Source organism: Dentiradicibacter hellwigii (assembly GCF_041770905.1).
Lineage (GTDB): Bacteria > Pseudomonadota > Gammaproteobacteria > Burkholderiales > Rhodocyclaceae > Propionivibrio > Propionivibrio hellwigii.
In genome coordinates this window covers 172,384-198,887 of sequence record NZ_JBEUWX010000002.1, presented here as the reverse complement: position 1 = coordinate 198,887, position 26,504 = coordinate 172,384, and the positions used below count along the sequence as shown (strand labels likewise).

Annotated in this window: 19 protein-coding genes; 9 read left to right on the top strand and 10 right to left on the bottom strand. The window is 58.8% G+C overall.

The genetic code is table 11. From position 1 onward, the window contains the following. Positions 1-369: 369 nt before the first annotated feature. The 3 genes from ABCS64_RS03230 to dapA are packed head-to-tail and all read right to left on the bottom strand — an operon-like array spanning position 370 to position 3,159. On the bottom strand, positions 370-1,134 hold the full coding sequence (locus ABCS64_RS03230; protein WP_418890487.1) for an MBL fold metallo-hydrolase: 765 nt from the start codon (positions 1,132-1,134) through the stop codon (positions 370-372). Beyond that, on the bottom strand, positions 1,134-2,258 hold the full coding sequence (gene bamC, locus ABCS64_RS03225) for an outer membrane protein assembly factor BamC (RefSeq protein WP_418890486.1): 1,125 nt from the start codon (positions 2,256-2,258) through the stop codon (positions 1,134-1,136). The genes ABCS64_RS03230 and bamC overlap by 1 nt, the downstream gene beginning before the upstream one ends. Before the next feature lie 19 nt (positions 2,259-2,277). Beyond that, on the bottom strand, positions 2,278-3,159 hold the full coding sequence (gene dapA, locus ABCS64_RS03220) for a 4-hydroxy-tetrahydrodipicolinate synthase (RefSeq protein WP_418891862.1): 882 nt from the start codon (positions 3,157-3,159) through the stop codon (positions 2,278-2,280). 69 nt (positions 3,160-3,228) lie between these two features. On the opposite strand from dapA, the gene ABCS64_RS03215 reads away from it, so the two are divergent. Genes ABCS64_RS03215 through mltB form a run of 4 tightly spaced genes read left to right on the top strand, consistent with a single transcriptional unit; the run spans position 3,229 to position 8,546 of the window. Further along, a complete protein-coding gene (locus tag ABCS64_RS03215; protein ID WP_418890485.1) occupies positions 3,229-4,308 on the top strand; it encodes an AAA family ATPase in 1,080 nt (359 codons plus the stop codon). A 21-nt stretch (positions 4,309-4,329) separates the two neighbouring features. Further along, entirely contained in the window at positions 4,330-5,292 is a 963-nt protein-coding gene (locus tag ABCS64_RS03210; RefSeq protein WP_418890484.1) for a DUF58 domain-containing protein, read from the top strand. Continuing rightward, entirely contained in the window at positions 5,289-7,343 is a 2,055-nt protein-coding gene (locus ABCS64_RS03205) for a transglutaminase TgpA family protein (RefSeq protein ID WP_418890483.1), read from the top strand. The genes ABCS64_RS03210 and ABCS64_RS03205 overlap by 4 nt, the downstream gene beginning before the upstream one ends. 3 nt (positions 7,344-7,346) lie before the next feature. Continuing rightward, positions 7,347-8,546 (top strand): lytic murein transglycosylase B, encoded by a 1,200-nt coding sequence (gene mltB / locus ABCS64_RS03200; protein WP_418890482.1) that lies wholly within the window; start codon positions 7,347-7,349, stop codon positions 8,544-8,546. A gap of 329 nt (positions 8,547-8,875) precedes the next feature. On the opposite strand, the gene dhaL is transcribed toward mltB, so the two are convergent. Both dhaL and ABCS64_RS03190 read right to left on the bottom strand, forming a co-directional pair. Continuing rightward, on the bottom strand, positions 8,876-10,654 hold the full coding sequence (gene dhaL / locus ABCS64_RS03195) for a dihydroxyacetone kinase subunit DhaL (protein ID WP_418890481.1): 1,779 nt from the start codon (positions 10,652-10,654) through the stop codon (positions 8,876-8,878). A gap of 59 nt (positions 10,655-10,713) precedes the next feature. Next, positions 10,714-11,388: a GntR family transcriptional regulator gene (locus ABCS64_RS03190; protein ID WP_418890480.1), complete on the bottom strand. Its 675-nt coding sequence runs from the start codon at positions 11,386-11,388 to the stop codon at positions 10,714-10,716. 218 nt (positions 11,389-11,606) lie between these two features. Here ABCS64_RS03190 and ABCS64_RS03185 point away from each other — a divergent pair, with 218 nt between their 5' ends. Further along, positions 11,607-12,785 (top strand): CaiB/BaiF CoA transferase family protein, encoded by a 1,179-nt coding sequence (locus ABCS64_RS03185; RefSeq protein WP_418890479.1) that lies wholly within the window; start codon positions 11,607-11,609, stop codon positions 12,783-12,785. A gap of 159 nt (positions 12,786-12,944) precedes the next feature. Here ABCS64_RS03185 and clpB read toward each other — a convergent pair whose 3' ends face one another. Then, positions 12,945-15,524 (bottom strand): ATP-dependent chaperone ClpB, encoded by a 2,580-nt coding sequence (gene clpB, locus ABCS64_RS03180; RefSeq protein WP_418890478.1) that lies wholly within the window; start codon positions 15,522-15,524, stop codon positions 12,945-12,947. Between the two features lie 271 nt (positions 15,525-15,795). Here clpB and ABCS64_RS03175 point away from each other — a divergent pair, with 271 nt between their 5' ends. The 4 genes from ABCS64_RS03175 (at position 15,796) to ABCS64_RS03160 (ending at position 20,289) form a co-directional block, all read left to right on the top strand. Further along, the gene (locus ABCS64_RS03175) at positions 15,796-16,731 is read left to right on the top strand and encodes a substrate-binding domain-containing protein (RefSeq protein WP_418890477.1); all 936 of its coding nucleotides are present in this window, start codon (positions 15,796-15,798) and stop codon (positions 16,729-16,731) included. 168 nt (positions 16,732-16,899) lie between these two features. Then, positions 16,900-18,399, top strand: coding sequence for a sugar ABC transporter ATP-binding protein (locus ABCS64_RS03170; RefSeq protein WP_418890476.1), 1,500 nt, complete (start codon positions 16,900-16,902; stop codon positions 18,397-18,399). After that, positions 18,392-19,471, top strand: coding sequence for an ABC transporter permease (locus tag ABCS64_RS03165; protein ID WP_418890475.1), 1,080 nt, complete (start codon positions 18,392-18,394; stop codon positions 19,469-19,471). Before ABCS64_RS03170 ends, ABCS64_RS03165 begins: the two co-directional genes overlap by 8 nt. A gap of 503 nt (positions 19,472-19,974) precedes the next feature. Further along, positions 19,975-20,289: a hypothetical protein gene (locus ABCS64_RS03160; protein WP_418890474.1), complete on the top strand. Its 315-nt coding sequence runs from the start codon at positions 19,975-19,977 to the stop codon at positions 20,287-20,289. A 496-nt stretch (positions 20,290-20,785) separates the two neighbouring features. On the opposite strand, the gene ABCS64_RS03155 is transcribed toward ABCS64_RS03160, so the two are convergent. The 4 genes from ABCS64_RS03155 to dnaB all read right to left on the bottom strand — a co-directional run bounded on the left by ABCS64_RS03155 (position 20,786) and on the right by dnaB (position 26,280). Then, complete coding sequence (locus ABCS64_RS03155) at positions 20,786-22,123, bottom strand: hypothetical protein (protein WP_418890473.1); 1,338 nt, start codon at positions 22,121-22,123, stop codon at positions 20,786-20,788. Positions 22,124-22,208: 85 nt separating this feature from the next. Continuing rightward, entirely contained in the window at positions 22,209-22,544 is a 336-nt protein-coding gene (locus ABCS64_RS03150) for a cupin domain-containing protein (protein ID WP_418890472.1), read from the bottom strand. 113 nt (positions 22,545-22,657) lie between these two features. Further along, the gene (locus ABCS64_RS03145) at positions 22,658-24,586 is read right to left on the bottom strand and encodes a DNA repair helicase YoaA (RefSeq protein WP_418890471.1); all 1,929 of its coding nucleotides are present in this window, start codon (positions 24,584-24,586) and stop codon (positions 22,658-22,660) included. Positions 24,587-24,873: 287 nt separating this feature from the next. Beyond that, a complete protein-coding gene (gene dnaB, locus ABCS64_RS03140) occupies positions 24,874-26,280 on the bottom strand; it encodes a replicative DNA helicase (RefSeq protein WP_418890470.1) in 1,407 nt (468 codons plus the stop codon). Between the last annotated feature and the right edge of the window lie 224 nt (positions 26,281-26,504).

The window sequence follows — 26,504 nt, the reverse complement described above, 5'->3', positions numbered from 1 at the left end:
TTGTTTTAGGGTACCTGCCCGCTAGCCCGCGTAAACAGGGCATCTCCGGGGACCCTGCTCGCAAACACCCTATTTATAAGGGCTTCAGAGGCACCTACCCAGAGCAACTTTATCTACGCGAGGTTCAGAGCACCCGAATAGCCTCTCGCCCTTTAGGAGAGGGAAAAAAGATAAAAAAAGCGCAGGCGCATTTCCAAAAAGCGGTGGCCTGAAGCCCGCGTATTTAGGGCATCTCCGGCACCCCTGCCTGCCAGCCCTTTATTTATAAAGGTTTCAGAGGTGCCTATCTGGAAGCCCTTTATTGATAAGGGTTCCAGAGGCGCCTGCCCGGAGATGCCCTATTCACGCGGGGTTGCGGGCAGACCTTTGTTAAATCTGCCGCCAGTCGCAGCCGGATTCCTGGTCGGCAACGCCGATCCAGTCCGCCGTGCAGTTCAGCGCCTCCGCCAGTGCAGCGGCAGCCAGTTTAGGGCGATTGCTTTCCTCGCTCAGATGCGCGGCAACGACGTGCCGTAGCCGGCCTTGCTCGATGCGCTCCAGCAGCTCCGCCGCCTGGTGATTGCCAAGATGACCGTAATCGCCGGCAATGCGCTGCCTGAGAACGAACGGATAGCGTGAAGCAGCCAGCAGATCGGCATCATGGTTGCATTCCAGCACCAGCGCATCGCATTTTTTCAGCATGGCCATGATATGCGCCGTGACTGTGCCGCAGTCGGTCAGTACGCCCAGTTGCACATCACCGTCGGAAAAAACGAACTGTACGGGTTCGCGCGCATCATGCGGTACAGGAAATGGCTGAATATGCAGGTCATTAATGGCAAACGGACGGTGACTGTCGATCAGCCGATGTTCCGGTAAACGCCCGCACGCATCGGGTAGTGCGATATGCGTACCATGCGTGAGAAAAACAGGGATGCCGAAACGGCCGCAAAAACCGGCGACGCCATGCAGATGATCACTGTGTTCATGCGTCACCAGCACGGCGTCGATATCTTCAGGCGCCAAGCCCAGACGCGCCAAGCGCGTCAGCGTCACACGCGTAGAGAAACCGCAGTCGACCAGAATGCGCGTCGCGCCGGACTCAACAACCAGCGCATTGCCTCGGCTGCCGCTGCCCAGCGAGGCAAAGCGCATCACTTCAACTGTTCAAAGAGCAGGCGGATGATCTGTTTGGCCGTATCACTTTGATCTGCGCCCCCCTCACCAGAGAGCACCTGCACGGTGGTCGCCGCGCCGACGGTTTTCACCTGGATGCGATACGCCGTTTGTTGCGGCGGCGCAGAGGAACGCCAGAACGCCAGTTTGGAGAGCAGGCCGCCGTCGGGTTTATTACGCTCCGCCGCCTCCGGATCGACATAGCGAACGAAGTACAGGCCGTTCGAACGATCGCGATCTTCGACGGTAAAGCCGACGCGGTCGAGCGCCAGCCCGACGCGCCGCCATGCCCGATCAAACGCTTCCTGCATTTCCAATGTTCCGGCGCCGCCGTCCTTCACCAGGCGGACACGTTCGGGAATGTTCGCCTTGGCGGCAGCCAGCTCCGTTTCAGCACGTTTCTGATCCGACCCCAGACGCACCATCAGGCGGCGCAACATTTCGGCTTCCAGATCCGGATCGGCCGGACGCGGCTGCCAGCGGGTCGTATCCCGTCCCTCCGTCGTAAAAATTTCATACATGCCGCGATGGCTGATGAAAATATCGGTCGTCCCCGGCTCACTCCCCGGTTCCAGACGGGTGCGGAATTTATCCCGCTCCGGCGTCGAATAGAGCGAATCAAGCACCTTGCCCAGCATGTTGCGAATAAAATCCTGGTTGATCTTGGCGCGGTTTTCCGCCCAGTCGGTTTCCATCACCCCTGCTTCGGGTCGCTCGACATTGATGACAAAGCCGATTTCCCGCCAGAAATCCTTGATCTGATCCCAGAGTTTGTCCGGTGACTCGGCAACAACCAGCCAGCGCTGACTCCCCGAACGTTCGATGCGGATTTTTTCCACATTCGGCAACACCTCGCTCGGTTGTCCCACGGCGCGCTCACTCGCATACTGCGAAAAAGTCGTCGCGCCGCGCCCGTTTTCGGGAATGACGTAACGATTATCGCGCGTCGGCGAAGTCAGATCCGGGGGGATTTCAAGGGGCGACACCTTGTTCGATGAGGCCGATTTGTAATCAATTTTTTTCGTTTCGAACTGGAATGTGCTGCAACCGGCGAGAATCCCGGCCGCAGCATAAAGCGCAACACGCGACACAACAACTTTCATCGAAAAAATCCTGAAAAAATTAGGCAAGTAGGCCGGCCTGCCGCAAGGCGGCGCGGACACGCTCATGGCACTCGGGCGAAAGCGGCGTTAGCGGCAGACGGATACCGTCCGCCGGGGTCAGTCCGATTTCCTTGCACGCCCACTTGACCGGAATCGGATTGGCCTCACAGAAAAGCTGGCGATGCAGACCGTGCAGGCGGAAATGCAATTCGCGCGCTTTGGCGAGATCGCCTTGCAGCGCTGCCGCACACATTTCGTGCATCAGACGCGGCGCAACGTTCGCCACCACGGAAATATCCCCTTTACCGCCCATCAGCATCAAAGCAATCGCCGTAGCGTCATCGCCGCTATACACCGCGAAATCCTTCGGCGCACGGGCGATCAGTTCACAGCCGCGATCGAAATTGCCGGTTGCGTCCTTGACGCCGACGATGTTGGGAATTTGCGCCAGGCGCAGCGTCGTGTCATTGGCCAGATCGGCAACCGTGCGCCCCGGCACGTTGTAAAGGATGAGCGGAATGTCGACCGCTTCGGCAATCGTCCTGAAATGGCGATACATCCCTTCCTGTGTCGGCTTGTTGTAATAAGGCGCGACGGAAAGCGCCGCATCGGCGCCGACCTTTTTGGCATACTCGGTCAGGTCAATGGCCTCCGCAGTCGAATTGGCGCCCGTACCGGCAACGACGGGGATTCGCCCGGCGGCCTGCTCTACCACGACTCTGATCAGATCATGATGTTCATCGAAATTGACCGTCGGCGACTCGCCTGTCGTGCCGACCACGACAATGGCGTCGGTCCCTTCCTTGACATGGTGGTCGACCAATTGCCGCAATGATGCAAAATCCAGACTGCCGTCTTCAAGCATCGGCGTAATCAGCGCAACAAGAGATCCCGTAATCATCTTCATGACAAGCTCCCGTAGGTTCGAGTCGATAATTCTAACCGAAGGCAGGCAAATGCGTCATGAACGATGCAGAAGCCACCGGAAGCGTTATGCGATAATTTGTCCCGTCGCTTTACCGTTCCATTCAGCCCCGCCCACGCCTACGCCCAGAACACCCGCACCATGCCCGCTCCAGAAACGACCGCGCCGCCGGTCAAGCCCCCATCTGCCACGCCCGCCTCCCCGGCAATTCTTACTGAAATTATTGCCGCCGCCGGCCGCATCGTCCTGGGCAAGGAAACGCAAATTCGCCTGGCGATCGCCTGCCTGCTCGCGCGCGGCCATCTGCTGATCGAAGATTTGCCCGGCGTCGGCAAGACGACGCTGGCGCACACGCTGGCACGCCTGCTCGGCTTGCAATTCTCGCGCATTCAGTTCACCAGCGACATGCTGCCCGCAGACGTTATCGGCATCTCGATTTTCGACCGCGAGCGCAACGATTTTCGCTTTATCCCCGGTGCGCTGTTCTCGCAGGTGCTGCTCGCCGATGAAATTAACCGCGCCACGCCCAAGACACAAAGCGCCCTGCTCGAAGCCATGGAGGAACGGCAAGTCACCGCCGAAGGCGAAACGCGCCGCCTGCCCGAGCCATTCTTCGTCATTGCCACGCAGAATCCGTCGTACCAGGTCGGTACCTTTCCGTTGCCCGAATCGCAGCTCGACCGCTTTCTCATGCGTATCGAGCTGGGCTACCCCGATCCGGCCGCCGAACGCACGCTGCTTGCCAACAGCGGCAAATACGGTGGCCACCGCGAACACCTCCCCGAACTGTCCGTCCAGCTTGGGCCACAGCAACTTGCCGCCTTACAGGATGCGGCGGCAGCCATCCATGTCGCACCGGCACTGCTCGATTACGTGCAGACGCTGATTGCCGCCACGCGCCACAGCGCAAAATTTATCCACGGACTCAGCCCGCGCGCCGCGCTGGCCCTGCTTGGCGCCGCGCGCGCCTGGGCTTTCATCGACGGGCGTACCATGGTTTTGCCCGAAGACATACAGGCTGTCCTGCCCGGCATCGCGCGCCACCGCCTGCATCATGTCAATGGCGGCAGACACGCGCAGGCGGAAGACATCGAAGAACTCATCCGGGCGACACCGCTCCCTTAACCGCCGCCAGACCCGCCTACGATGTCATTGACCACCTGGCTCCGGCAATGGGCGCGCCGCACCGGGCCGGATGCCGCAACGCCCATCCGCCTGACTTTACGGCGCATTTACATCATGCCGAGCGACACGGGCGTGCTTTACGCAACGGTGCTGTTCATCATGCTGCTCGGCGCGATCAATTACGGACTCAACCTGGGATACGCGCTGGTTTTCCTGCTCGCCGGTCTGGGCTTCTCCGGCATGGTGCATACCTTCCGCAACCTTGTCCATCTTGGCATTGCGCCAGGGCGCGCCGAGCCAGTCTTTGCGGGGGAAACGGCCACATTTCATGTCGTCATCAGCAATCCGCACCACGACATCCGCCGTGCCGTCGAGCTGGCTTTTGCCGGCAATGCAGTCACCACGCTTGACATTCCCGCGCAAGGTGAAACCCTTGCCGAAGTGTACTGTCAGGCACTTCGCCGCGGCCGTCTCGTTCCCGGCCGCATCACCTTAAGCACGCGCTATCCGCTCGGCCTGTTTCGTGCCTGGAGCTACCCCTATCCGCCGCTATCCGGCCTCGTTTATCCGGCACCGCTCGATACCCCGCTACCGCCACACGCGCCGGCAGCTTACGGCAGCCAGCGCGACGGCAACGCCGGGCAGGAGGATTTTTCCGGACTGCGCCTGCGCCAGCCGAACGATTCGCCGCAGCACATCGCCTGGAAAGCCGTGGCGCGCAACATCGACAGCCAGCAACTGCTGGTCAAGCAGTTTTCCGGAGGCGGCGCAAGCGAACAGATCCTCGACTGGGCGCTGACACCGGAAGCTCTCGACGATGAAACCCGGCTGTCGATACTGACTGGCTGGATACTTGCCGCCGAACGGGAAGGTTTGCATTATGGCTTGCGCCTACCGGGCATCGACATCGCGCCCAATAATGGCGCGGCACACCGCGCAGCCTGCCTGGAAGCGCTGGCGCTCTATCAAGGCCAGGCGTCATGATCGCCTTTTTCAAAAAACGACGCCCCGCCCGTCCGCAGAAAACAGGCGTTGCGAACAATGCGCTGGATGCCGACACGATTCCGTGGCTGCTTGCCTGCGCACTGGTCACCGCCGCGCCGCACGCCGGACATCTACCGTTCTGGCTCAGCCTGCTCGGCGCTGCCGTCTGGCTGGGACGCCTCTGGCTCTGGCATTGCCACGCCGCATTACCCAAACGCTGGCTGCTGGCGACACTGACCCTGATCGGCACATTCGCCATCGCTTATGCGCACCATACCCTGTTCGGCCGCGACGCCGGCGTCGCCCTGCTCTTTTTCTTCATGACGCTCAAGCCGATGGAAATCCGTAACCGCCGCGATGCACTCGTCCTCATCATGCTCGGTTACTTCCTGCTGCTAACGCATTATCTGTTTTCCGAAACGATTCCCGTCGGCCTTTGGCTGCTACTGAGCGCCGTGCTGCTGACGGCAACACTGATCCGCCTGTACGGCGGCCGCCAGCCGGTCACGGCGCTGCTGCGCCAGGCGGTCATCCTTTTATTGCAGGCTGTACCGTTCATGCTGATTCTCTTTGTGCTCTTTCCACGCATCGAAGGGCCGCTCTGGGGACTGCCGCAAGACGCGCACGCTGGCCGCACCGGGTTGTCCAACAGCATGTCACCCGGTTCGCTGAGTTCTTTAATCCAGTCCGGCGAAATCGCCTTCCGCGTGCAGTTCGACACGGCGCCGCCGGACCGGCGGCGGCTCTACTGGCGCGGCCCCGTCCTCATTGACTATGACGGCAAAACCTGGCATGCACGTTCATATGCCACCTATGCTGCACACGCACGCCGCACCGGCGAGGCGCCGGAAGCGCGCGTCGAAGCGCACGGCGGGCTTTTGCGCTACACGAGCACGCTCGAAGCGCACAACCAGCGCTGGCTGTTGGCGCTCGACATGCCTGTCGAGCTGCCGGAAAATGCCCGCCTTTCCCGCTATTTCGAGACGACCGCGCGCCGCCCGATCAGCCAGCGCCAGCGTTTTTCATTCGTCTCTGCCACCGAGTTTTCGGCCAACCGCGAAGAGCGGCAAGCGACGCAGAAAGAAGCGCTACGCCTGCCGGCCGACATTAATCCGCAGGCACGCGTGCTGGCCGCGACATGGAAGGCGCAAATGGAATCGCCGGAACAGATTTCCGCCGCAGCGCTCCACATGTTTCGCAGCGAAGCGTTTTTCTATACCTTGAAACCGCCTTTGCTGGGCGAAAATGCCATTGACGACTTTCTGTTTGGATCGCGGCGCGGTTTTTGCGAACACTACGCCGCCGCCTACGTTTTTCTGATGCGCGCTGCAGGCGTACCGGCGCGTATCGTCGCCGGCTATCAGGGCGGCGAGGTCAATCCGCTCGACGGCTATCTCGTCGTCCGCCAGTCCGACGCCCACGCTTGGGCAGAAATCTGGGTCGCCGGCAAGGGCTGGCTGCGCGTCGATCCGACTTTTGCCGTTGCCCCCTCGCGGATCGAAAGCGGCATCGCTGCCGCGTTACCGGAAAATGAGGCGCTGCCCGGATTGGCGCGCACCGACATCGGCTGGCTACTGCGCCTGCGTTACCGCTGGGAAGCGCTCAATAACGCCTGGGACCAATGGGTGCTCGGCTACAATGCGCTACGTCAGCAGGAACTGCTGACCCGACTGGGTTTTCGCCAGCCTGATTGGCAATACATGATGACGGCACTCACCGCACTTTGCTGCGCCACGCTGCTGGTCGGTGTACTCTGGGCTTTGCGCCGGCGGCGGCTGGCATCCCCCGCCCAGCGCCTCTGGCAGCGTTATTGCCGGCGCCTGCACGCATTGGGGGTCGAATACGCCGACTGGGAAGGGCCGTTGGCCTTGACCGAGCGTACGGCGCGCACCGCCCCGCCCCTGGCTGCGCTGACCCGTCAGGCAGCCGCCAGTTACGCCGAATTGCGCTATGGCCCATGCGGTGAGGGGCAATCGGCGCACCTTGTAAATTTGAAACGCTGTCTGCGCCAGCTTGAACGGATGCAGAGGCACCATGCCACGGAGCCATGAACCTTGAAGACGAGAAATAATCCGCCTTGCCGCTTTCTGCCAGCCGCCCTGTTCACGACACTATTGAGTTCGGCGGGGCTATGGCTGCCGAGTACCGCGCTCGGTCAGGTACCGAACGCATCAGGGAAAACAGTGCCGAAAACGGTCAAAAAACACGCGACCAAGGTGGCCGCCAACACCCTGCGCGCCCATCGGGTGAAGACGGCAAATCGAACGACTCCAGCGCCCACGCCACAAACACCGCCATTCAGCGAAATGCCCGCCGTGGGCGAGTTCATCCAGGAAATGCAGGAGCGGCACGGTTTCGATGCAAATGAACTGATGCAGTACTTTTCCACCGTTTATAGCAACGCCGTTGTCCTGAAAGCGATTCGTCCGGCCGCCGTCCCCGAGCAACAGCGTTCCTGGCAGCGTTACCGCGCACGCTTTCTCAACGAACGGCGCATCGCCGGCGGGCTCGATTTCTGGCGCATGCACGAGGCAACGCTCGCCCGCGCCGAGGCCGTTTACGGCGTACCGCCCGAAATCATCGTCGCCATCATTGGCGTCGAAACCGAATACGGGCGCAATATGGGCAATTTTTCCGTCCTGGAGGCGCTCTCCACGCTGGCTTTTGAATATCCGCCGCGCGCGCCATTCTTCCGCAGTGAGCTGGAAGCGCTGCTGCTCATGGCTCGGGAAAACGGGGCCTTGCCTACCGACTATCGCGGCTCTTACGCGGGCGCCATCGGCATCCCGCAATTCATGCCGGGCAGCCTGCGCCGTTTTGCCGTTGATTTTGACGGGGACGGGCGCATCGAATTGCGCCACAGCACGGCCGATGCCATCGGCAGCGTCGCCAGTTATCTCAACCGGCACGGCTGGCAAAGCAACGCGCCCGTGGCGCTACCCGCCCGTGTCGACGGCGATCCGGCGCCTTTGATCGCGGCCGGCATCAAGCCCGCACAAGCGCTCGGCGAACTGGCACGGCAGGGCGTCACGCTGCTGGAAACGGACCCGCACGCCGCCGAGAAACAGGCCGATCTGGCCGAGTGGCCCGTCGCCCTGATCGATCTGGTCGCGCCGGACTGGCCGACGGAATACTGGGTCGGCTTTGATAACTTCTACGTCATTACGCGCTACAACCGGTCGAGTTTTTACGCCATGTCGGTCTTTCAGCTCGCCGAAGCGTTGCGCCAGTCCAGAGATGCGGTGCGCGAATAGCGGCGGCGCAATACCTCCAATCCTACCAATCCCCTGCCTGCCGGCATCGACCGTGCATTGCAAAGGCACACGGCACGATCGAACCGGCAACCTGCGGATAGAAGAAAAGACGGTGGAAGCGCAACAAGGCCCGTCACCGGCAGCATATCCGCCCGCTGTGACTCATGAAAACGCCCCAGACAAACCCGACCAATGGCCCCAGGCGAGGCGGATGCGGACGACGCGTGCACGGGCGAAACAGGCACGCGTGAGACAGGCGCAAGTAAGACAGGCACGCTGTAGCGCCTGAAAAAATATCGACGGATACCTAACGCTTGCTACGCCTAATCCTAACCCTGCGCTTTTAAATGCCGCTGCAAGGAAACGCTGATTGATTGCAGAATCAGGCAGCAGGACGTTGCGCCAGCATCAAGCACGCCGATCGATCGCGCGCCCAGACGGGCTGACCTGCCAACCCGTGCCTGCATGTTTTTCGTCGAATCCCGCCCTGCTTCTGCCGCAGTGCTCATTGCGCCAAGCGCCTCTGCGAACGACCCGCCCTTCGCCAGCGCTGCACGGTACGCATCGAGCGCCGGCACCATCGTATCGATCAGCGTTTTATCTCCCACGCTGGCATTGCCCATGCGCTGAACGTTTGCCACAGCCGTCGCCAATGCCTCGCCAAACAGCGCGGCATCCATGCGGGGGTACGGTTCCAGCGCAGTGACAAACCCCAGGAAGAAGCTTCCGTATAACGGTCCCATGGAGCCGCCAATGTCGTCCATCAATGCCTGCGAGAGCTGCTCGAATGCCTTCGGCAAATTTTCAGCCGCCCCCCCCAGGGCATCCAGGCGTGCGCCGCACCCGGTAAAACCTTTGCTCATGTTGATGCCATGGTCGCCATCGCCAATGAGGCCGTCGATCTCCGACAGATGGGCGCAGTTTGCATTGATCGTCACAATCAGGTCGCGCACGACATCCCCCGCAGTGTTCAGGTCGATGCTCGGCGCCGAAATCGTCCGCGGCATCACGGCGGGTTTTGCGCTGCAAGTTGTCATGCCGCTTCCGGTCACGCCAGCAACCGTGCCGCCAGAAGTTCCATCGATGCGCCGGGCAGGCAGCTCGCCGGCCACCGTAAGGCCGACCGAGCGGCAGGGCGCTTTCAGGCAGAATTCCAGCTCATCATCGAGCTTCATCACGGTCAGTGTGACGCCCATCATTTCCAGCGAGGTAAACAGATTGCCGACTTTGTTGAACGCCACGACGATATTTCTGGCCGCCAGACGCTGGGCGATTTCGCCGTACAAAATGTAAAGCTCCATGATCGGCGTGGCGCCCAGTCCGGAAACCAGCACGGCGACACGGTCGCCGGAGCGGAACGGCAAATCGGGCAGAATGGTGTCCAGCATCAAATCGGCCATTTCAGCGGCGCTCACCGTGTTGCGCACATCGATGCCCGGCTCGCCGTGATGACCAATTCCGACCTCCATCTTGCCGTGCTCAATGGTGAAGTTGGCATGCCCAACAGCCGGAATCACGCAGGCCGACAGGCCAATACCTATGCTGCGCGTATTATCGATGGCCTTCTGCGCAACGGCGATCACTTCGTCGAGCGACCCGCCCTGCGCCGCCTTGGCCGCCCCCGCTTTCCACATCAGAATCTCACCGGCAACGCCGCGCCGCTTGGCTTCATCGCCTTTCGCAGCAGAAGGCACGTCGTCGTTGGCAACGACCGTCCTGACCGTGATGCCCTCGCGTTCGGCCATGGCCATCGCCATCTTCACATTCATGTTATCGCCGGCGTAGTTCCCGTAAAGGCAGGCCACGCCCGCACCACCATTGGCGGCGCGCATGGCGTCAAGAAAACTTTTGGCGGTCGGGGAAGAAAAAATCTCGCCGATCGCGACGGCATCCACCATGCCGTCGCCGACATAGCCGAGAAACGCCGGCTCGTGCCCTGAACCGCCGCCCGTAACGATGCCGACCTTGCCGGCTTCGGGCGCCTGTATCCGCTTGATGACGCGCGGGTTATCGACGCCAGTCACAGTATCGGCATGCGCCGCCTGCCAGCCTTTGAGCATATCCTCGACCACAAGATTTGCATCGTTGATGATTCTGTTCATCGTCATGATAGGCACCTATACAAAGCAAAGAAACACGAAGAAAGCCAGTATGCAACTCCAGCATTTTAGTAGTGACGCATCGCTGTCAGCGAAGCAATCAGGTCGGAGAACGTTTCACCTTGAACGATCACATGCGCATAGGCGAGACTGGCCGCGTTTTCCCCGTCACCGGCGACGATGGCGTCGAGAATCCCCTGGTGTTCATTGCACGAATCTTTCAGCCGGCCTTGGCTGCGCAGTTGCAGACGGCGATAGACGGCGAGCCGGCATTGCATGTTTGAGGTTTCTTCATACAGAAAACCATTGTGACTGGCCGTGTAGATAGCCAGATGAAAGCGTTCGTTGGCCTGGTAATACATTTCGAGATCACCGGATTCCAGCGCTTCCTCGCATGCCGCATGCGCCTCGCCGATCCGCTCCAGGTCCGTATCGTTGTGCCGCCGCGCAGCAAGCCTGACGCTCACGGACTCCAGCTCGGCCATGACTTCGAACATTTCGTACAGGCGCTGCGGCGAAGCTTCCGCCACCACAGCACCGCGCCGCGGGCGATTGACCACCAGCCGCGACGAGGCCAAATGGATCAGCGCTTCCCGAACCGGCGTTCTCGAGACGGAAAATTCGTTGGCGATCTCCGTTTCGTCGAGCCGCGCGCCGGGCGGATAGGCGCCGGTAACGATTCGCTCTTCCAGCGCCTGCTTCAAGGTTTCTGAAATTTTCGATGATGTGATGTTGCGGGTCATGATTCTATGGTGAATGACTAAATGACGAAGGCTGCGCCCGATAGTAATGCAGATTCACAATGTATTCAACACTATACAATTTTGTATACAAAAAATTATTTATAGGTATACAATCTGCTCAAAATCATGAATGAGGATTTGCCCGTCGAAACCTCAGGCATGCACGAAATACCGCTTTTCTTGCAGCACCCTTTCTTCAACTCACCAAGGAGAAAACAATGAACGCATTACAAGGAATCAAGGTACTTGATCTGACTCGCGTTCTGGCGGGCCCGTACTGTTCGATGATGCTGGCCGATTTCGGCGCGGATATCATCAAGATCGAACCGCCCGGCGTCGGCGATGATTCGCGCGCTTTCGGCCCGTTCATCGGCAAGGAAAGCGCCTACTTCATGAGCCTGAACCGCAATAAGCGTTCGATTACGCTCAACTTCAAGCGCGCCAAGGAAGTCGATCTGTTCCGCGAAATGGTCAAACAGGCGGATGTCGTGCTCGAAAACTATCGGCCGGGAACGATGGAAAAGTTCGGCATTGGTTACGCGGAACTGAAAAAAATCAATCCCAAAATCGTGTATGCCTCCTGTTCCGGCTTCGGCCACAGCGGTCCTTACATGCTCAAGCCGGCCTACGACATCATCGTGCAGGCGATGGGCGGCATCATGAGCATCACGGGGCCGGAGAATGGCGAACCAACGCGCGTGGGCGCTTCGGTCGGTGATATCGTCGCCGGGATGTTTACGGCCTATGGCGTCATGCTCGCCCTCTTCCACCGCGAACGGACGGGAGAAGGCCAGGAAGTCGACGTCGGCATGCTCGACTGCCAGCTCGCTATTCTCGAAAATGCCATCGCTCGTTACACGACCTCGGGCAACGTGCCCGTCCCGCTCGGCAACCGTCACCCGTCGATTACGCCATTTGCTTCATTCACCGCCAAGGACGGTCACATCATCGTCGGCGCCGGCAATGACCGGCTTTGGGAAAAGCTTTGCAACATCCTCGAACGTCCTGAACTGGTCAAGGATGCGCGTTTCGAAAACAACGGCAAGCGTACCGCCAATGTCAAGGAGCTGACCGACATCCTGAACGACATCTTTAGCAAAAAGACCATCGCCGAATGGCTGGAACTGCTCGAAAAGGCCGAATTGCCCTGCGCGCCGATCAATACCGTCGACAAGATCGTCAACGACCCGCACATTAAGGCGCGCGGCATGATGGTCGAACAGGAGCATCCCGTGGCCGGCCATCTCAAAATGGCGGGCATACCAGTCAAAATGTCGGGCACACCAGGTGCAGTCAAAACGCCGGCGCCGCTGCTCGGTCAGCATACAGAAGAAATCCTCAAGGAATTTTTCGGCTGGGATAAGGCGAAAACCGAAGCCTTCTTCAAGGCAGACTAAAACTGCTTAAAGCAGTCTGGCTCCGCCTGACAAAACGCCCCGTCGTTTTCTGCAACGGGGCGTTTTTATTTGCAACAAAAAGGGAAGAAAACATAAATCGCCCCGAAGCCCTTTATTTATAATGGCTTCAGGGCATCAAAAAACATAAACCGCAGTTACTCAGGCTTTCTCGAAGCGCATTTCACCGTCCCTGTACGACACGCGGATCGTATCCTTGACAGCGAAGCGGCCTTCCAGAATCGCTTTGGCCAGCGGATTTTCGATTTCCGCCTGAATCGCGCGCTTGAGCGGACGGGCGCCAAAAACGGGATCGAAGCCGGCGCGAGCCACTTCGGATAAAGCGCTGTCTTCGACAACGAGCTTCATGTCGAGCTGCGCCAGACGTTTTTCCAGATACCCGAGCTGAATCCGCGCAATCGACTGGATGTTCTTTTCATCGAGCGCATGGAAAACAACCACCTCATCAATACGGTTGATGAATTCCGGACGGAAATACGTTTTCACTTCGTCCATCACCGCCGCCTTCACCGCTGCATAGGGACTCCCCGCCATCTGCTGGATCATCTGCGATCCCAGGTTGGAGGTCATGACGATCACCGTATTCTTGAAATCCACGGTGCGTCCTTGCCCGTCGGTCATGCGCCCATCGTCGAGCACCTGCAAGAGCACGTTGAATACATCCGGATGCGCTTTTTCGACTTCATCGAGCAGAATCACACTATAAGGTTTTCTGCGCACCGCTTCGGTCAGATAGCCGCCTTCTTCGTAACCCACATAGCCGGGCGGCGCGCCGATCAGGCGGGCGACCGAATGCTTTTCCATAAATTCGCTCATGTCGATGCGGATCAGATGTTCCTCGGAATCAAACAGGAAAGCGGCCAGCGCCTTGCACAGTTCGGTTTTACCAACGCCCGTCGGCCCCAGGAAAAGGAAAGATCCATAAGGTTTGTTCGGGTCGGCAAGCCCCGCACGCGAACGGCGGATAGCATCGGCAACCAGGCGCACGGCCTCATCCTGGCCGACGACGCGCTGATGCAGTTTCTCTTCCATATTAAGCAGTTTGTCGCGCTCTCCCTCCATCATTTTGCTGACGGGGATTCCTGTCGCACGCGAGACCACTTCGGCAATTTCCTCGACGCCGACCTGCGTGCGCAACAGCTTATTTTTTACCTCGCCCGTAGTCGATTTTTCCGCCGCCTTGAGCTGCGCTTCTAGCTGCGGCAAGCGGCCGTACTGCAACTCGGCGAGTTTTTCATATTGTCCTTTGCGCTGAAACTCGGCCATCTGCGCCTTGAGCCGGTCGATTTCTTCCTTGATGTGCGCACTGCCCTGCACCTGCGCTTTTTCGGCTTTCCACACTTCATCCAGGTCGTTGTATTCGTGCTGCAACCGGGCCAGCTCGTCTTCAATCAGATGCAGGCGCTTCTGTGAAGCTTCGTCCGTCTCTTTGCGCACGGCCTCGCGTTCGATTTTGAGCTGAATCATGCGCCGATCGAGCTTATCCATAACTTCCGGCTTGGAGTCGATCTCCATCTTGATGCGCGAAGCCGCCTCGTCAATCAGGTCGATGGCCTTGTCCGGCAGAAAACGGTCGGTAATGTAGCGGTGCGAGAGTTCCGCTGCCGCCACAATCGCCGGGTCGGTGATTTCGACGCCGTGATGCAGTTCATATTTTTCCTGCAAGCCGCGCAGAATGGCGATGGTCGATTCCACGCTCGGTTCGTCAACCATCACTTTCTGGAAGCGGCGCTCCAGGGCCGCATCCTTCTCGATGTACTTACGGTATTCATCAAGCGTCGTCGCCCCGACGCAATGCAGCTCACCACGCGCCAGCGCCGGCTTGAGCATGTTGCCCGCGTCCATGGCGCCTTCTGCCTTGCCGGCGCCGACCATCGTATGGATTTCGTCGATAAAAACGATGATGCGCCCTTCATCCTGAGCGATCTCTTTAAGCACCGCCTTGAGGCGTTCTTCGAATTCGCCGCGATACTTCGCCCCCGCCAACAGTGCCGCCATATCGAGAGACAACACCTTCTTGCCCTTGAGCGTTTCGGGCACTTCGTCGTTGACGATGCGCTGCGCCAGCCCCTCGACAATCGCCGTCTTGCCGACGCCCGGCTCGCCGATCAGTACCGGGTTATTTTTGGTACGCCGCTGGAGAATCTGGATGGCGCGGCGGATTTCATCATCACGACCAATCACTGGGTCGAGCTTGCCCTGACGCGCCCGCTCGGTGAGGTCGATCGTGTATTTTTTCAGCGATTCGCGCTGACCTTCGGCTTCCTGCGAATCAACGCCCTGCCCGCCACGGACTGCGGCAATCGCCGCTTCCAACGCCTTGCGCTGCAAACCATGCTGTTTGGTCAGCCGGCCCGTTTCGCCCTTGTCCTCGGTCAAGGCGAGCAAAAACAATTCGCTGGCGATAAAGTGGTCGCCGCGCTTTTGGGCTTCTTTATCGGTCAGATTCAACAGATTGGTCAGTTCGCGGCCAATCTGCACTTCGCCGCCGATGCCTTCCACTCTGGGCAGCCGTTTAACGGCCTGTTCAAGCGCCGACTTCAGCGCCTGCACATTCACGCCCGCCTGCGCTAGCAAGGAAGCGGATGAACCATCGTCCTGTTGCAACAGCGCCAACAGCACATGCTGCGGCTCAATAAATTGGTTGTCGTGGCCAAGCGCCAGGCTTTGCGCATCAGCCAGCGCCTGCTGGAATTTCGTCGTCAGTTTTTCAAGTCGCATATCACGACCTCCTTGGATAAATATCAATCTTTCGCGGACTGCATATGCAATCTGTTTTCCCTAAAAATAGGGACAAACTGGCGATTTTCAAGGCATCCACCCTCACCGCCGCCAGCCTGGCGATAGTTTTCTTCACACCGGGAAGCGCCCCGGAAGCCATGCCAGAACAACACAGGTACCGCATAAAATCTGGGGATGCTATGATGCATGCGCAACATCGTGTCTGATTTTTTGCCCGTCCGACTCATAGTGTCAATCCAGGAGAACCGACATGAAAAAGCTGTTGCTTCCATTACTTCTTTCCGCCGCTCTGCTGCCTGCTGTCGCCCAGGCGCAGCAGAAAAAAGACAGTTACCGCTTCGTCGTCGTGCCCAAGGTCGTCCACCCGTGGTTCGACGCCGTCAATGAAGGTGCCAAGAAGGCCGCCCAGATGATCCAGGCGCAAACCGGGGCGAAGGTCGTCATCGATTACCAGGCGCCGCAGAAAGCCGATGTCGTTGAACAGAACCAGATTCTTGAGCGCGCCATCGCGACCAAGCCGGACGGCATCATCGTCGACCTGCTTGACGGCAAAGGCAACCGCGCCGTGCTGCAAGAAGCGCTGAAACGCAAGATTCCGGTCGGCGTATTCGACTCGGTGCCGCCGGAAGGCATGAACCTGACCAGTATCGGCGCCGATTTCTGCGAGCAGGCCAACATTGCTGCTGAACGCCTGGCCAAGCTGCTTGGCGGCAAAGGTGAAGTCGCCATTATGAAGGGCGTGCCGACCGCGCCCAACCATGCGATCCGCGCCGAGTGCCACGAAAAGACCTTTGCTAAATATCCGGGGATCAAGGTCGTCGCCCACGGCATCGACAATGACGACATCGAAACGGCACAAAAACAGGCGGCTGCGATCATGCAGGCCAACCCGAACCTGAAAGGCTGGGTCGCCTGCGATGCCGCCGGGCCGATTGGCGTTGGACAAGCCATTAAGGAAGCCGGCAAGGCTGGCAAAGTCATTCTCGTCGGACTGGATGACCTGCCCGAAATGGTGCAACTGGTCAAAGATGGCGTCGCCGATTCGTCATCCGCCAGCCGGCCCGACATGCAAGGTTACTGGTCAGTCATCGCACTCTGGCAAAACACACTCGGTATGAAGACGCCGAAATACATTGATACCGGCACCGTCGTCATTACCAAGAACAACCTGACGACGTACAAGTAAGCGCACCACACGCCGCGCTGCCGCTTTGGCGGCGCGGTTTTGTGCTGCATACCGGCCGCCCGATTCACGGCGCTCTGTTTCTGGTTTTTGGCGCCCTGCTTTCCGGCACCAACACTTCTTTTACGAGCGCCTTTTTACTCCGTTGTTTTTCCTTTCCGTACGCCTGCTATGCCGCTGATCGAAGCCCGCAATATCAGCCGCCGCTTTCCCGGCGTCATTGCCCTGAACGATGTCAGCCTGAACATCGAGGCCGGGCAAGTACATATCCTTGCCGGCGAGAACGGCGCCGGAAAATCAACACTGGTCAAGATTCTGACCGGCGCGTATGCGCCCAGCTCAGGCAGCTTGCGCATCGACGGCGAAGACCCAACCACCCGGCCTGGACTGTTCGACCGGATTGCCTATGTGCCACAGGAACTGAGCCTGTTCGAACACATGACGGTGGCAGAAAACCTGTTCATGCCCTTCGACAAATCAGGCACGGCGCGTTATGTCATCGATCGGGCGATGCTTAATATGGCAGCGCGCGAATACATCGAACGTTTCGAGATTCATGTCGAACCGGAGGATCTCGTCAAAAACATTCCTGTCGCCGACCGACAGCTCCTGCAAATTGCGCGCGCCTCGACACGCAGGCATTTCAAGACGATCATTCTTGACGAACCGACTTCTTCGCTCACCATCCGCGAAACCGAGCGCCTGTTCGGCATCATTCGCCAGTTGCGTGAACGCGGGCATGCGGTCGTATTCATTTCGCACAAAATGGAGGAAATCTTCGCGCTTGGCGATGTCGTCACCGTGTTACGCAATGGCGAGCTCGTCGCCACCCGGCCACTGGCGGATCTCGACGTGCGCGGTCTGATCCGTCTGATGTCGGGCGAAGAAATCGAGATCGACCGCCATTTTCAGCCATGCCATGCCGCTGGCGAGACGCTGCTCGTAGTCGATCGGCTGAGCGGATACCGTTTCCGCGATGTTTCCTTCTCGCTGCGCCGCCATGAGATCCTTGGCTTTGCCGGGCTGGTCGGCGCTGGCCGCTCCGAACTGATGCAAACCATTTTTGGCTACCTGAAAGCAAGCGGTGGCTCGGTTCATGTCAACGGCCGTCCCTGGAAGCTTGGAGATACCCATTTCTCGACGCGCCACGGCGTGCTTTATCTTTCCGAGGAACGCCGCCTGCACGGTATTTTGCCGCTGCTCGGTGTGCGCGAAAACGTCGGCGTTTCGATTTTTGATCGAACGCTCAACGCGCTCGGCGTCATTTCACGAAACAAAGAACGCACGGCCGTTGAACGCCTGGTCGCCGATTACGAGGTTAAAACTGCATCGATCGACAAGCAGATCATGTATTTATCCGGCGGTAATCAGCAGAAGGTCATCATCGGTCGGGCAATGAGCGGCCAGCCGACGATCCTGATTTTCGATGAACCGACCAAGGGCATCGACGTCAAGACGAAGGCGGAAATTTATCGCCTAATGCAACGCTTGGCCGAGGAAGGCGTCGGGATCATCCTCGTTTCGTCGGACATGGACGAGCTGCGCAAATGCGCTAGCCGCATCCTGACGATGTATCACGGCACCGTCAACGGCGAATTCCCAACGGCCGCCACCAGCAACCAACAATTGGTCGCCGCGATTCTCGGCGCCGGAGAAAAAACTCATGAATGACAGCACAACTCAGGAAAAAACGGCCGAAATCTCTCCTGAGAACGAACACGCCGGCCGACTGCGCCGATTGATGAGCCAGCCGCTGAGCGGCGTGCTCGCCGCGCTGGCCATCATCTGCCTTGTCTCCAGCCTGCTGTCCAGCGCCTTCCTCGACGCCTATAACCTGTCAATCATCGCCCGCGCACTGGCATTTGTAGGCCTCATCACCCTGGCGCAGACAATGCTCATGGTGCTCGGTGAACTTGACCTCTCGCTCGGCATGATCAGCGGCCTGGCCGCCGTCATCGGCGGCATCGCCATGGTGCATTGGGGCATGCATCCGGCGCTGGCGATCCCACTCACGCTGCTTGCCGGCGCGGCCTGCGGGCTGGTCAATGGCCTGCTCGTTACCGGCCTCGGCCTGCATTCGCTGGTACTGACCATCGGCATGAGCGGCGTCTATCTTGCCTTTAAGCTTGGCTTCACCAAGGGCGCAGCGATCACTGGCATCCCGGAAAGCATCCATTTTCTCGGACAGGCCAATCTTTACGATCTGTTGCCGGCCCTGCTGCAAGGCGCCGTCGAAAAAATACCGCCCCTGCTCAAGCTCTGCGAAGCCTTGCCGCTGCCGACGCTGATCATGTTTGTCTGCATGGGCATTGTCGCTTTTATCATGGCGCGTACGCCTTTCGGACGTTATATGTACGCCATCGGCAACAACACGGCGGCTGCACAAATTCTCGGCATCCGCGTCAATCGCGTGCGCCTGGCGGTATTCACCTGCGCCGGCCTGCTCGCCGCACTTGCCGGTATTCTGATGGTCGCCCGCATGGGGACCGCGCAGCCTTCAATCGGCGAAAACTGGGTGCTGCCTTCGATCGCTGCCTCGGTCATTGGCGGCGTTTCAACCACGGGCGGCGTCGGCGGCCCCATCGGCGCAATCATCGGTTCGGCCATTGTCAATGTGATCGAGAACATCATCGTTCTGATCGGCATCAACACCTACTGGCAAAGCGGCGTCAGCGGCGCAGTGGTGGTGATCGCCATTTCCGTTGATGCATTGTCCCGACGCTTCTTCCGCAAGGAACACTAGTTTCCGCAAATATCGCACCACATAGCGATAACCCCCAACGCAACACACGACGGGATAACTGCGGCGCCACCTTGCTCTATCCCGTGGTAAAGACGGGATGCGCTGCGGCAGCAGGCTTTCCGCCCGCCCCCGCCTATCGGGCATTATCCCCGCCCAATCCGCCTCACGTGCAACGGCATGATGGTACCACCAACAGCACCCTCATATACAACGATAAAGCTATTCCTAGACGCCGCTCTGATCGGTGACGCGTCCGAAATACCCCCACCCCAGACCAATGCAGAAGCAGTGCTGCACAAAATCGGGCACGCAAACAGGAAATATTTCGCGTTTTGCGCCATGTCTCAGATTCGGTACATGTCTGATACAAAAGAGATATATAAGCAAAACACCCTTAACACAACTTGCGCTATACTGCGTTCCGTGAAGTGATACGATATTTCATATTGTGAAACACAGCATACATTGCATTGCCAGCGTTGCTGAAAATGTCGTGAATTGTCTTGTTAATCACTGTTGTTGATATTGTTGATCGTCATCTGAAAGGAATAAAAGGTAGTTGTATGAACACGAATCACCTTACCGGCCAAACAACGTCGAAATTGGTTTCCAGCCTCGCGAAAAGCCGTCTTCTCGCTTCTGCGGCAGCCATTGCCGCGTTGATTGCCGGTGTCGCTACTGTCTCGGCGCCGCTGCTGGTGCTCAGTGGTATCTTTGCCTATGGCTGGCCGTTGCTCCATGCCGCTTTCAATAGTTTCAGCGAGCACGCCGGTAAAACAACGAAGCGAATTCACACAAGCGCCGGTGTTGCCCGATAAACCCATGCATCACGGTGTCATCAAGTCGTTGTAGTCCGCTGATTGAAATCGCCGTTTTACTTGAATAAACATGGCGCCACAGCATAAATTTTCAGCACTCTTCCGGAATTCGGTGCTGGCCGAGTTCTGGTGCTGCCGTTAAGGCGCAACGCCCCAAACAATCTTGCTAGAAAGCTTCGAAGCAAGCATTTTTTCACCTCAAACGTGCGGATTTACCGCAAGCAGTCTCTCAGCCCACCGGAGGAAATTTCCCTTCCTGCTTGTGGCAAATTCTCTCACCCCGCACCTGCCGATTGACCACCTCTCCCACCCGACTGCGGCGTTATAGCCTCATGAGCGCTCAATAACGCTGCTGCCGAACCTCCGCCAGAAAAACAATGAAATCCATTTTCTATGCAAGGCGGCAGAACAATCCTTTGATTTCACTGGCAACGCAAAGACTTATCGCCTGACCCCATTGTTAGGGGCATCGTCTGAAACGCCCGTGGATACTGGGCTACACGACGACCGTTGCGGTGAATCCGCCGCCCGGCGTGCGGAAGTTGGTCGTCTGCCCTTGGTAGAGCCGCGCCAGGACAAGCTGGACGCGCCCGCGATAGACAAAATTGCGCAAGTCGAATTTCAGGTTGCGGGCAAGACCGTCAATCTGAATACGGCGCTCCGCAGGCGGTGCCAGGGTTTGCGCCACATAAGCGGCATTCATGATTTGCGAGAAGACGCGCCGCGTCAGTTTATCGCCACGATACGCTGCCCGCCCGGCATAACCCGCAGCGGGTTTAAAAAACCAGTTCCGCCGGCTTTCCCAAAAAGCATCCGCATCATCCGGCCGCACCCTGCGCGCCGGTGGCACATTTGCCTGCAACACGGCAACATCGGCAGCAGACGCGCTAATACTGCGCAGCCAGTCCGCGTCGCTCAGCGCCACCAGATTACGTTTGTCGGCATAGAGCGCGTGTGCGTAGGGATGCGGCGTCACCACAGCCGCATCACGCAGCCATGCATCGCGTAACACGGCGTGTGCAGGTTCATCAAGCGCAAAGTCGGTTAGGCGGTTATACACAAGGTCGATACGCAGTTCATCCCGCCACAAACACCCCGCACGCAAGGATAACTCCTGCGGGTCTGCAATCACAGTTTCGATACCGGCAGCAGTGAAGAGCGCCTTGAACAACAAAAACTCCGGGTAAAGAAACTGCCTTTCGGGTGAGTCATCGACGATCGCAATCCGCGTCAGCGGCGCCGCACCACGCGCCAGACGCCATTCTTCGCGGAACATGGCGAGGAATGCCGTTTCAACTGCGGCCGCCTCTTCCAGGCGTCCGGGAAATACGCCATCGACACGCTCATTCTGTCTGCCCACAGTCTGTGCGCGCAACAACCGCGCACCCAGCAGACCGCCGCCCGCATTGGTATTGATTTCAATCAGCTGTGGCCCGTCTTTGCCCAGATGAAAGTCGTAACCCAAAAATACGCAGGCCGTCGACGAAACGTGCTGGGCAGTGACGGGCGCATCGGCCAGCGCCCGCGCCCGCCAACCCGGCAAAGCCACGACGCGCTCGACGGCCTCAATCAGCCGCGTCATGGCCCGGCAATCGGCATCGCCGACATAAACCGGCACTGCGGCAAACAGATGGGGATGCGTCTTGCGCAGCGCCTCCCACGAGATGCCGGTATAGCCGGCATGGCTGGGATTAGCCGGCATCCCGGCCGGAAGGGTGAATTTTTCCAACGCCTGGCACAGACTTTCCGCATCGGCTGAATCGCGCAGATCGTTCTCGTTCAGCCATGCGGCTTTATCCGGGAAAACTTCTCGATCAAGTGCCTGGTCAGGCATAGCCGGATTCATACTGTTCAATGTCCCGTTCGGGGGATTGCAATGAGAATGACAGAAGAAGCGATGCGATGCTCAGCCACCCGGACTATTTCGCTTCACCGCGAATCATGACCAACAGCATCTTGAACTGCCCCTGCGGATTGACCGCGTGCGGAACATTGGCCGGCATGAGCAAAGCATCGCCCTCGGCCAGGATATGCTTGACGCCGGCGATCGGAATCTCGGCCCGGCCTTCGACGCCAAGGACCAGCGCATCAAAAGGCGCCGTGTGTTCGCTTAACCCTTCATCACCGTCAAAAGCAAACAGCGTCACATTGCCGACGGCGCGCTTAAGCAGCATTTTGCTGACCACCGAGCCTGCCTGATATTGAAGTATCTGCTTCAGATTCTGTACCTTGGTTTCCTTGCCTTCATGATCCATGAGCGATCTCCTTTGTTGTCTGCGTTGTGACTCAACTGCGAACAGCCGGTTCTACGCGCCGCCCGGTCAGTCTGTTCTTACACGTAAGCGGACGGCGGATTGTACGTGTCCATTTAATCAGATGCGAAAAATGCCCGCGCCTCTTCGGGATCGCGTGTGCGCCGCATCGGCGGCAGGCTGCGCCAGACGCGCTTGCCATAATGTTTGGTCAACATGCGCGGGTCGCAAATCATCAGCACGCCGCGATCCTTTTCATCCCGGATCAGCCGGCCAGCGCCCTGCTTAACGTTAATGACCGCGTGCGGCAACTGGTATTCCATGAAGGCATTGCGCCCCGCTGCCTTCATGCGCTCGATGCGCGCGGCCAACACGGGATCGTCAGGCGGCGCGAATGGCAGCTTGTCGATGACGACGAGCGAGAGCGCCTCACCGCGCACATCCACGCCTTCCCAAAAGCTCTGGCTGCCCACCAAGATGGCGTTGCCGAGCCGGCGAAAACGTTCCAGCAGTTCATTTTTGCTCCCCTCCCCTTGCATCAGTAAGGGAAGGTTCAATTTGGCGCGCGCCAGAAATTCTTCGAGCAGCTCGCGTGTACGGCGCATGGCGCGCAGCGAAGTACACAAAAAGAAGGCCCGGCCGCCGCTTGCCTGAACAACCGGAAACGCCGCCCGAACAACCGCTTCGGCATAGCCGTGACTATTCGGCTCGGGCAGGCCGGGCGGCGCATACAGTAGGGCTTGCCGCGCATAATCGAACGGGCTTTCCCAGGCCGCCGTTTCGGTATCGGTCAGGCCCATTTCGCCGCAGTAATGGCTAAAGTCGCGCTGCACGGCCAACGTCGCCGAGGTAAAGATCCAGGCGCGCGGATGCCCTTCCATCTGCTTCTGCATGATGCCGGCAATGACCAGCGGCGTCGAGTTCAGTTGCAGTGACAGCGTATAGGTCTCGCCCCAGCAGACCACGTCAGTATCCTCGTCCTGCTGCCAGCGATGTAACGCATCGGCCAACTCGCCGCTGCGCCGCCAGCAGTTCGCCAGACCTTCGGAACGCTCAGCCTGCGTTTCGAGCAAAGCCGTCAATGTCTCGACGCTGCCGATTAGGCCAGCAAGCTGGTTGTCGAAACCTTCGCGCGCATTCAACTGAGCGCGCGTAAAGCGTGCCGGATCAACGGGCAGCTTCAGGCGCAAATCCCTGGCTGCCTTTTCTGCGGCATCGCACAGAATGGGCAGATCAAGGCAGTCCCGCGCCGAAGCCAGCGCCTCGATGCGCACGTCGCGCGCTAAATCGAGCACCTGCGCGGTCGAAATGTTATCGCCGAAAAAGAGACCGGCGGTTTCTGGCAGCTGATGCGCCTCATCGAAAATAACGGTATTGCAGGCCGGCAGCAGTTCGGCAACGCCTTCATCACGCAGCATTACATCGGCAAAAAACAGGTGATGATTAACGACGACGAGATCAGCTTCCATCGCCTCGCGCCGTGCGGACAAGACAAAGCATTCTTTGTGATGCGGGCAATCCTGGCCAAGGCAGTTATCGCGCGTTGAGGTCACCGCGCCCCAAACCGGCGAATGCTCCGGAACATCAACGCACTCACTTTTATCGCCGGTCTTGCTGACCTTGGCAAAACGGACAATACGACGGGCATCCGCAGCATCGGCGCGCGAGAAAAAGCGACCGTCGGCCAGCGCACGTTCAAGGTGATAGTGGCAGACATAATTGGCGCGCCCCTTGAGCAAGGCGACGCGTACCGGCGCGCCCAATGCCTGGCGCACGATCGGAATATCCTTAGCGAAAAGTTGATCCTGGAGGTTCTTGGTGCCGGTCGAGACGATCACTTTGCCGCCCGAGCGTATCGCCGGCACCAGGTAGGCGAAGGTTTTGCCCGTCCCCGTGCCCGCTTCGGCAACCAGTACCGCATTGGCAGCAATCGCCGCGGCGATGCGTTCGGCCATATCGAGCTGCTGCGGACGCAGGCGGTAGCCGGGAATATGTCTCGCCAGCAGGCCATCCGGCGCAAAGACTTCAGCCAGTGCAACACTCATGGACAACCGGGGAAATGAACGAAACAGGCAAAAAAGGAAAAACGGGCGAACCATAAGCAGTGGGCGCAACGCCCGAACAGGACGGGACGCACACTCCCCATACGGACAGCACTGCCCGTGCTATCTGTGCCGCCCTGGCCGCTTCCCCTTACTGAAGGCGCATCGTGCCAATCATGGCCTACGGGGGCAATACGGCACACCCGTAAAAGAAGAGGCAGATCAAGCAGCGGAAGCACAGAAAACAACAAAAGCGCGGAAAGGAAGGCAACACGCACGATACGCACCGCTCAATAATCGACGGACGTCGCCAGATTTTCAAAGCGCGTATATTCGCCCAGAAAAGCCAGGCGTACCGTGCCGATCGGGCCGTTACGCTGCTTGCCGATGATGACTTCAGCACTGCCCTTGTCCGGCGAGTCGGGGTGATACACCTCATCACGGTAAATGAACAGAATAACGTCGGCATCCTGTTCAATGGCGCCCGATTCACGCAGATCGGACATCACGGGACGTTTGTTTGGGCGCTGTTCCAGCGATCGGTTGAGCTGCGAAAGTGCAATGACCGGCACATTCAGTTCTTTCGCCAAGCTCTTGAGCGAGCGCGAAATTTCGGATAGTTCGGTCGCCCGATTCTCGCCACTGCCGCTGGCCGCAGACATCAGCTGCAAATAATCAATGACGATCAATCCGAGTTTGCCGCACTGCCGACTTAGCCGGCGCGCACGGGCACGCAGATCAATGGGGTTGAGCGCCGCCGCTTCATCGATGAACAGCGGCGCTTCGTGCATCTTACCCAGGGCAAAAGACAGACGGGACCATTCGTCGTCATCAAGGCGCCCGGTACGCACCTTATGCGCATCAAGCCGGCCGACTGAGGAAAGCATCCGCATCGCCAGCTGCGCGCCGCTCATTTCCATCGAAAATATCGCCACCGGCAAACCCACTTCAATCGCCACATACTCGGCGATATTGAGCGCCAAAGAGGTTTTTCCCATTGACGGGCGCCCCGCGACAATCAGCAGATCGCCGGGCTGCAGGCCGGAAGTGCGCGCGTCGAGATCATGATAGCCGCTTGGCACGCCGGTGATATCGGAAGGATTGTCCCGATCATGCAGCTCCTGAATACGCTCGACGACCTGTGAAAGCAAGGGATTGATGTGCTGGAAGCCCGTCAGGTGGCGAAACCCGGTTTCGGCAATATTGAAAACCTTGGCCTCCGCCTCGTCGAGCAACTGCTTGGGGTTGCGGCCGAGCGGATTTAAGGCGCTATCGGTAATTTCATCGCCGACCGTCACCAGTTGCCGCAAAATAGCGCGCTCACGAACGATTTCGGCATAGCGGACGATATTGGCCGCCGAAGGCGTATTGGCCGCCAGCTCGCCCAGATAGGCAAGCCCTCCCGTATCGCCGCCGTCACCCGCCGAATCCAGGCTCTCGGCGACCGTGACGGCGTCAACCGGTTTGCCGCGTTCAAGCAGGCTACAGATCTGGCGATAGATGCGCCGGTGTTCGTCCCGATAAAAATCACTCTCGCTCACGCGATCAGCGATTTTGTCGAACGCGGTATTGTCGAGCAACAGCCCGCCCAGCAACGACTGCTCCGCCTCGACGGAATGAGGCGGAACGCGCAGCTGCGCCAGCGCCGGATCTTCCGGCAGATTCGGCGAATGTTTCTGAAATGTAGGCTTGGCCATCACGAATCACCACCGTTTTTTTGAGAAAGCATCTGCTTGACTTTGACGATATGCCAGTTTATCCCGCCGCGACTCGCCGCCGCCAAACCGCCCAATCCCCGGACTTTTGCGCCAACGTCAACAGGCCAGAAATAAAAAAGCCCTGCCGTCTGACAAGGCTTTTCTTACCACAACACGCAAGACCGGCGAGGATTTTCCAGGATTTTCCAAGACAAGAAAACCAC

Excerpts from the sequence above, each read along its gene's own strand:
- ABCS64_RS03230 (WP_418890487.1), bottom strand. The coding sequence starts at position 1,134 with ATGCGCTTTGCCTCGCTGGGCAGCGGCAGCCGAGGCAATGCGCTGGTT.
- bamC (WP_418890486.1), bottom strand. The coding sequence starts at position 2,258 with ATGAAAGTTGTTGTGTCGCGTGTTGCGCTTTATGCTGCGGCCGGGATT.
- dapA (WP_418891862.1), bottom strand. The coding sequence starts at position 3,159 with ATGATTACGGGATCTCTTGTTGCGCTGATTACGCCGATGCTTGAAGAC.
- ABCS64_RS03215 (WP_418890485.1), top strand. The coding sequence starts at position 3,229 with ATGCAGAAGCCACCGGAAGCGTTATGCGATAATTTGTCCCGTCGCTTT.
- ABCS64_RS03210 (WP_418890484.1), top strand. The coding sequence starts at position 4,330 with ATGTCATTGACCACCTGGCTCCGGCAATGGGCGCGCCGCACCGGGCCG.
- ABCS64_RS03205 (WP_418890483.1), top strand. The coding sequence starts at position 5,289 with ATGATCGCCTTTTTCAAAAAACGACGCCCCGCCCGTCCGCAGAAAACA.
- dhaL (WP_418890481.1), bottom strand. The coding sequence starts at position 10,654 with ATGACGATGAACAGAATCATCAACGATGCAAATCTTGTGGTCGAGGAT.
- ABCS64_RS03190 (WP_418890480.1), bottom strand. The coding sequence starts at position 11,388 with ATGACCCGCAACATCACATCATCGAAAATTTCAGAAACCTTGAAGCAG.
- ABCS64_RS03185 (WP_418890479.1), top strand. The coding sequence starts at position 11,607 with ATGAACGCATTACAAGGAATCAAGGTACTTGATCTGACTCGCGTTCTG.
- clpB (WP_418890478.1), bottom strand. The coding sequence starts at position 15,524 with ATGCGACTTGAAAAACTGACGACGAAATTCCAGCAGGCGCTGGCTGAT.
- ABCS64_RS03175 (WP_418890477.1), top strand. The coding sequence starts at position 15,796 with ATGAAAAAGCTGTTGCTTCCATTACTTCTTTCCGCCGCTCTGCTGCCT.
- ABCS64_RS03170 (WP_418890476.1), top strand. The coding sequence starts at position 16,900 with ATGCCGCTGATCGAAGCCCGCAATATCAGCCGCCGCTTTCCCGGCGTC.
- ABCS64_RS03165 (WP_418890475.1), top strand. The coding sequence starts at position 18,392 with ATGAATGACAGCACAACTCAGGAAAAAACGGCCGAAATCTCTCCTGAG.
- ABCS64_RS03155 (WP_418890473.1), bottom strand. The coding sequence starts at position 22,123 with ATGCCTGACCAGGCACTTGATCGAGAAGTTTTCCCGGATAAAGCCGCA.
- ABCS64_RS03150 (WP_418890472.1), bottom strand. The coding sequence starts at position 22,544 with ATGGATCATGAAGGCAAGGAAACCAAGGTACAGAATCTGAAGCAGATA.
- ABCS64_RS03145 (WP_418890471.1), bottom strand. The coding sequence starts at position 24,586 with ATGAGTGTTGCACTGGCTGAAGTCTTTGCGCCGGATGGCCTGCTGGCG.
- dnaB (WP_418890470.1), bottom strand. The coding sequence starts at position 26,280 with ATGGCCAAGCCTACATTTCAGAAACATTCGCCGAATCTGCCGGAAGAT.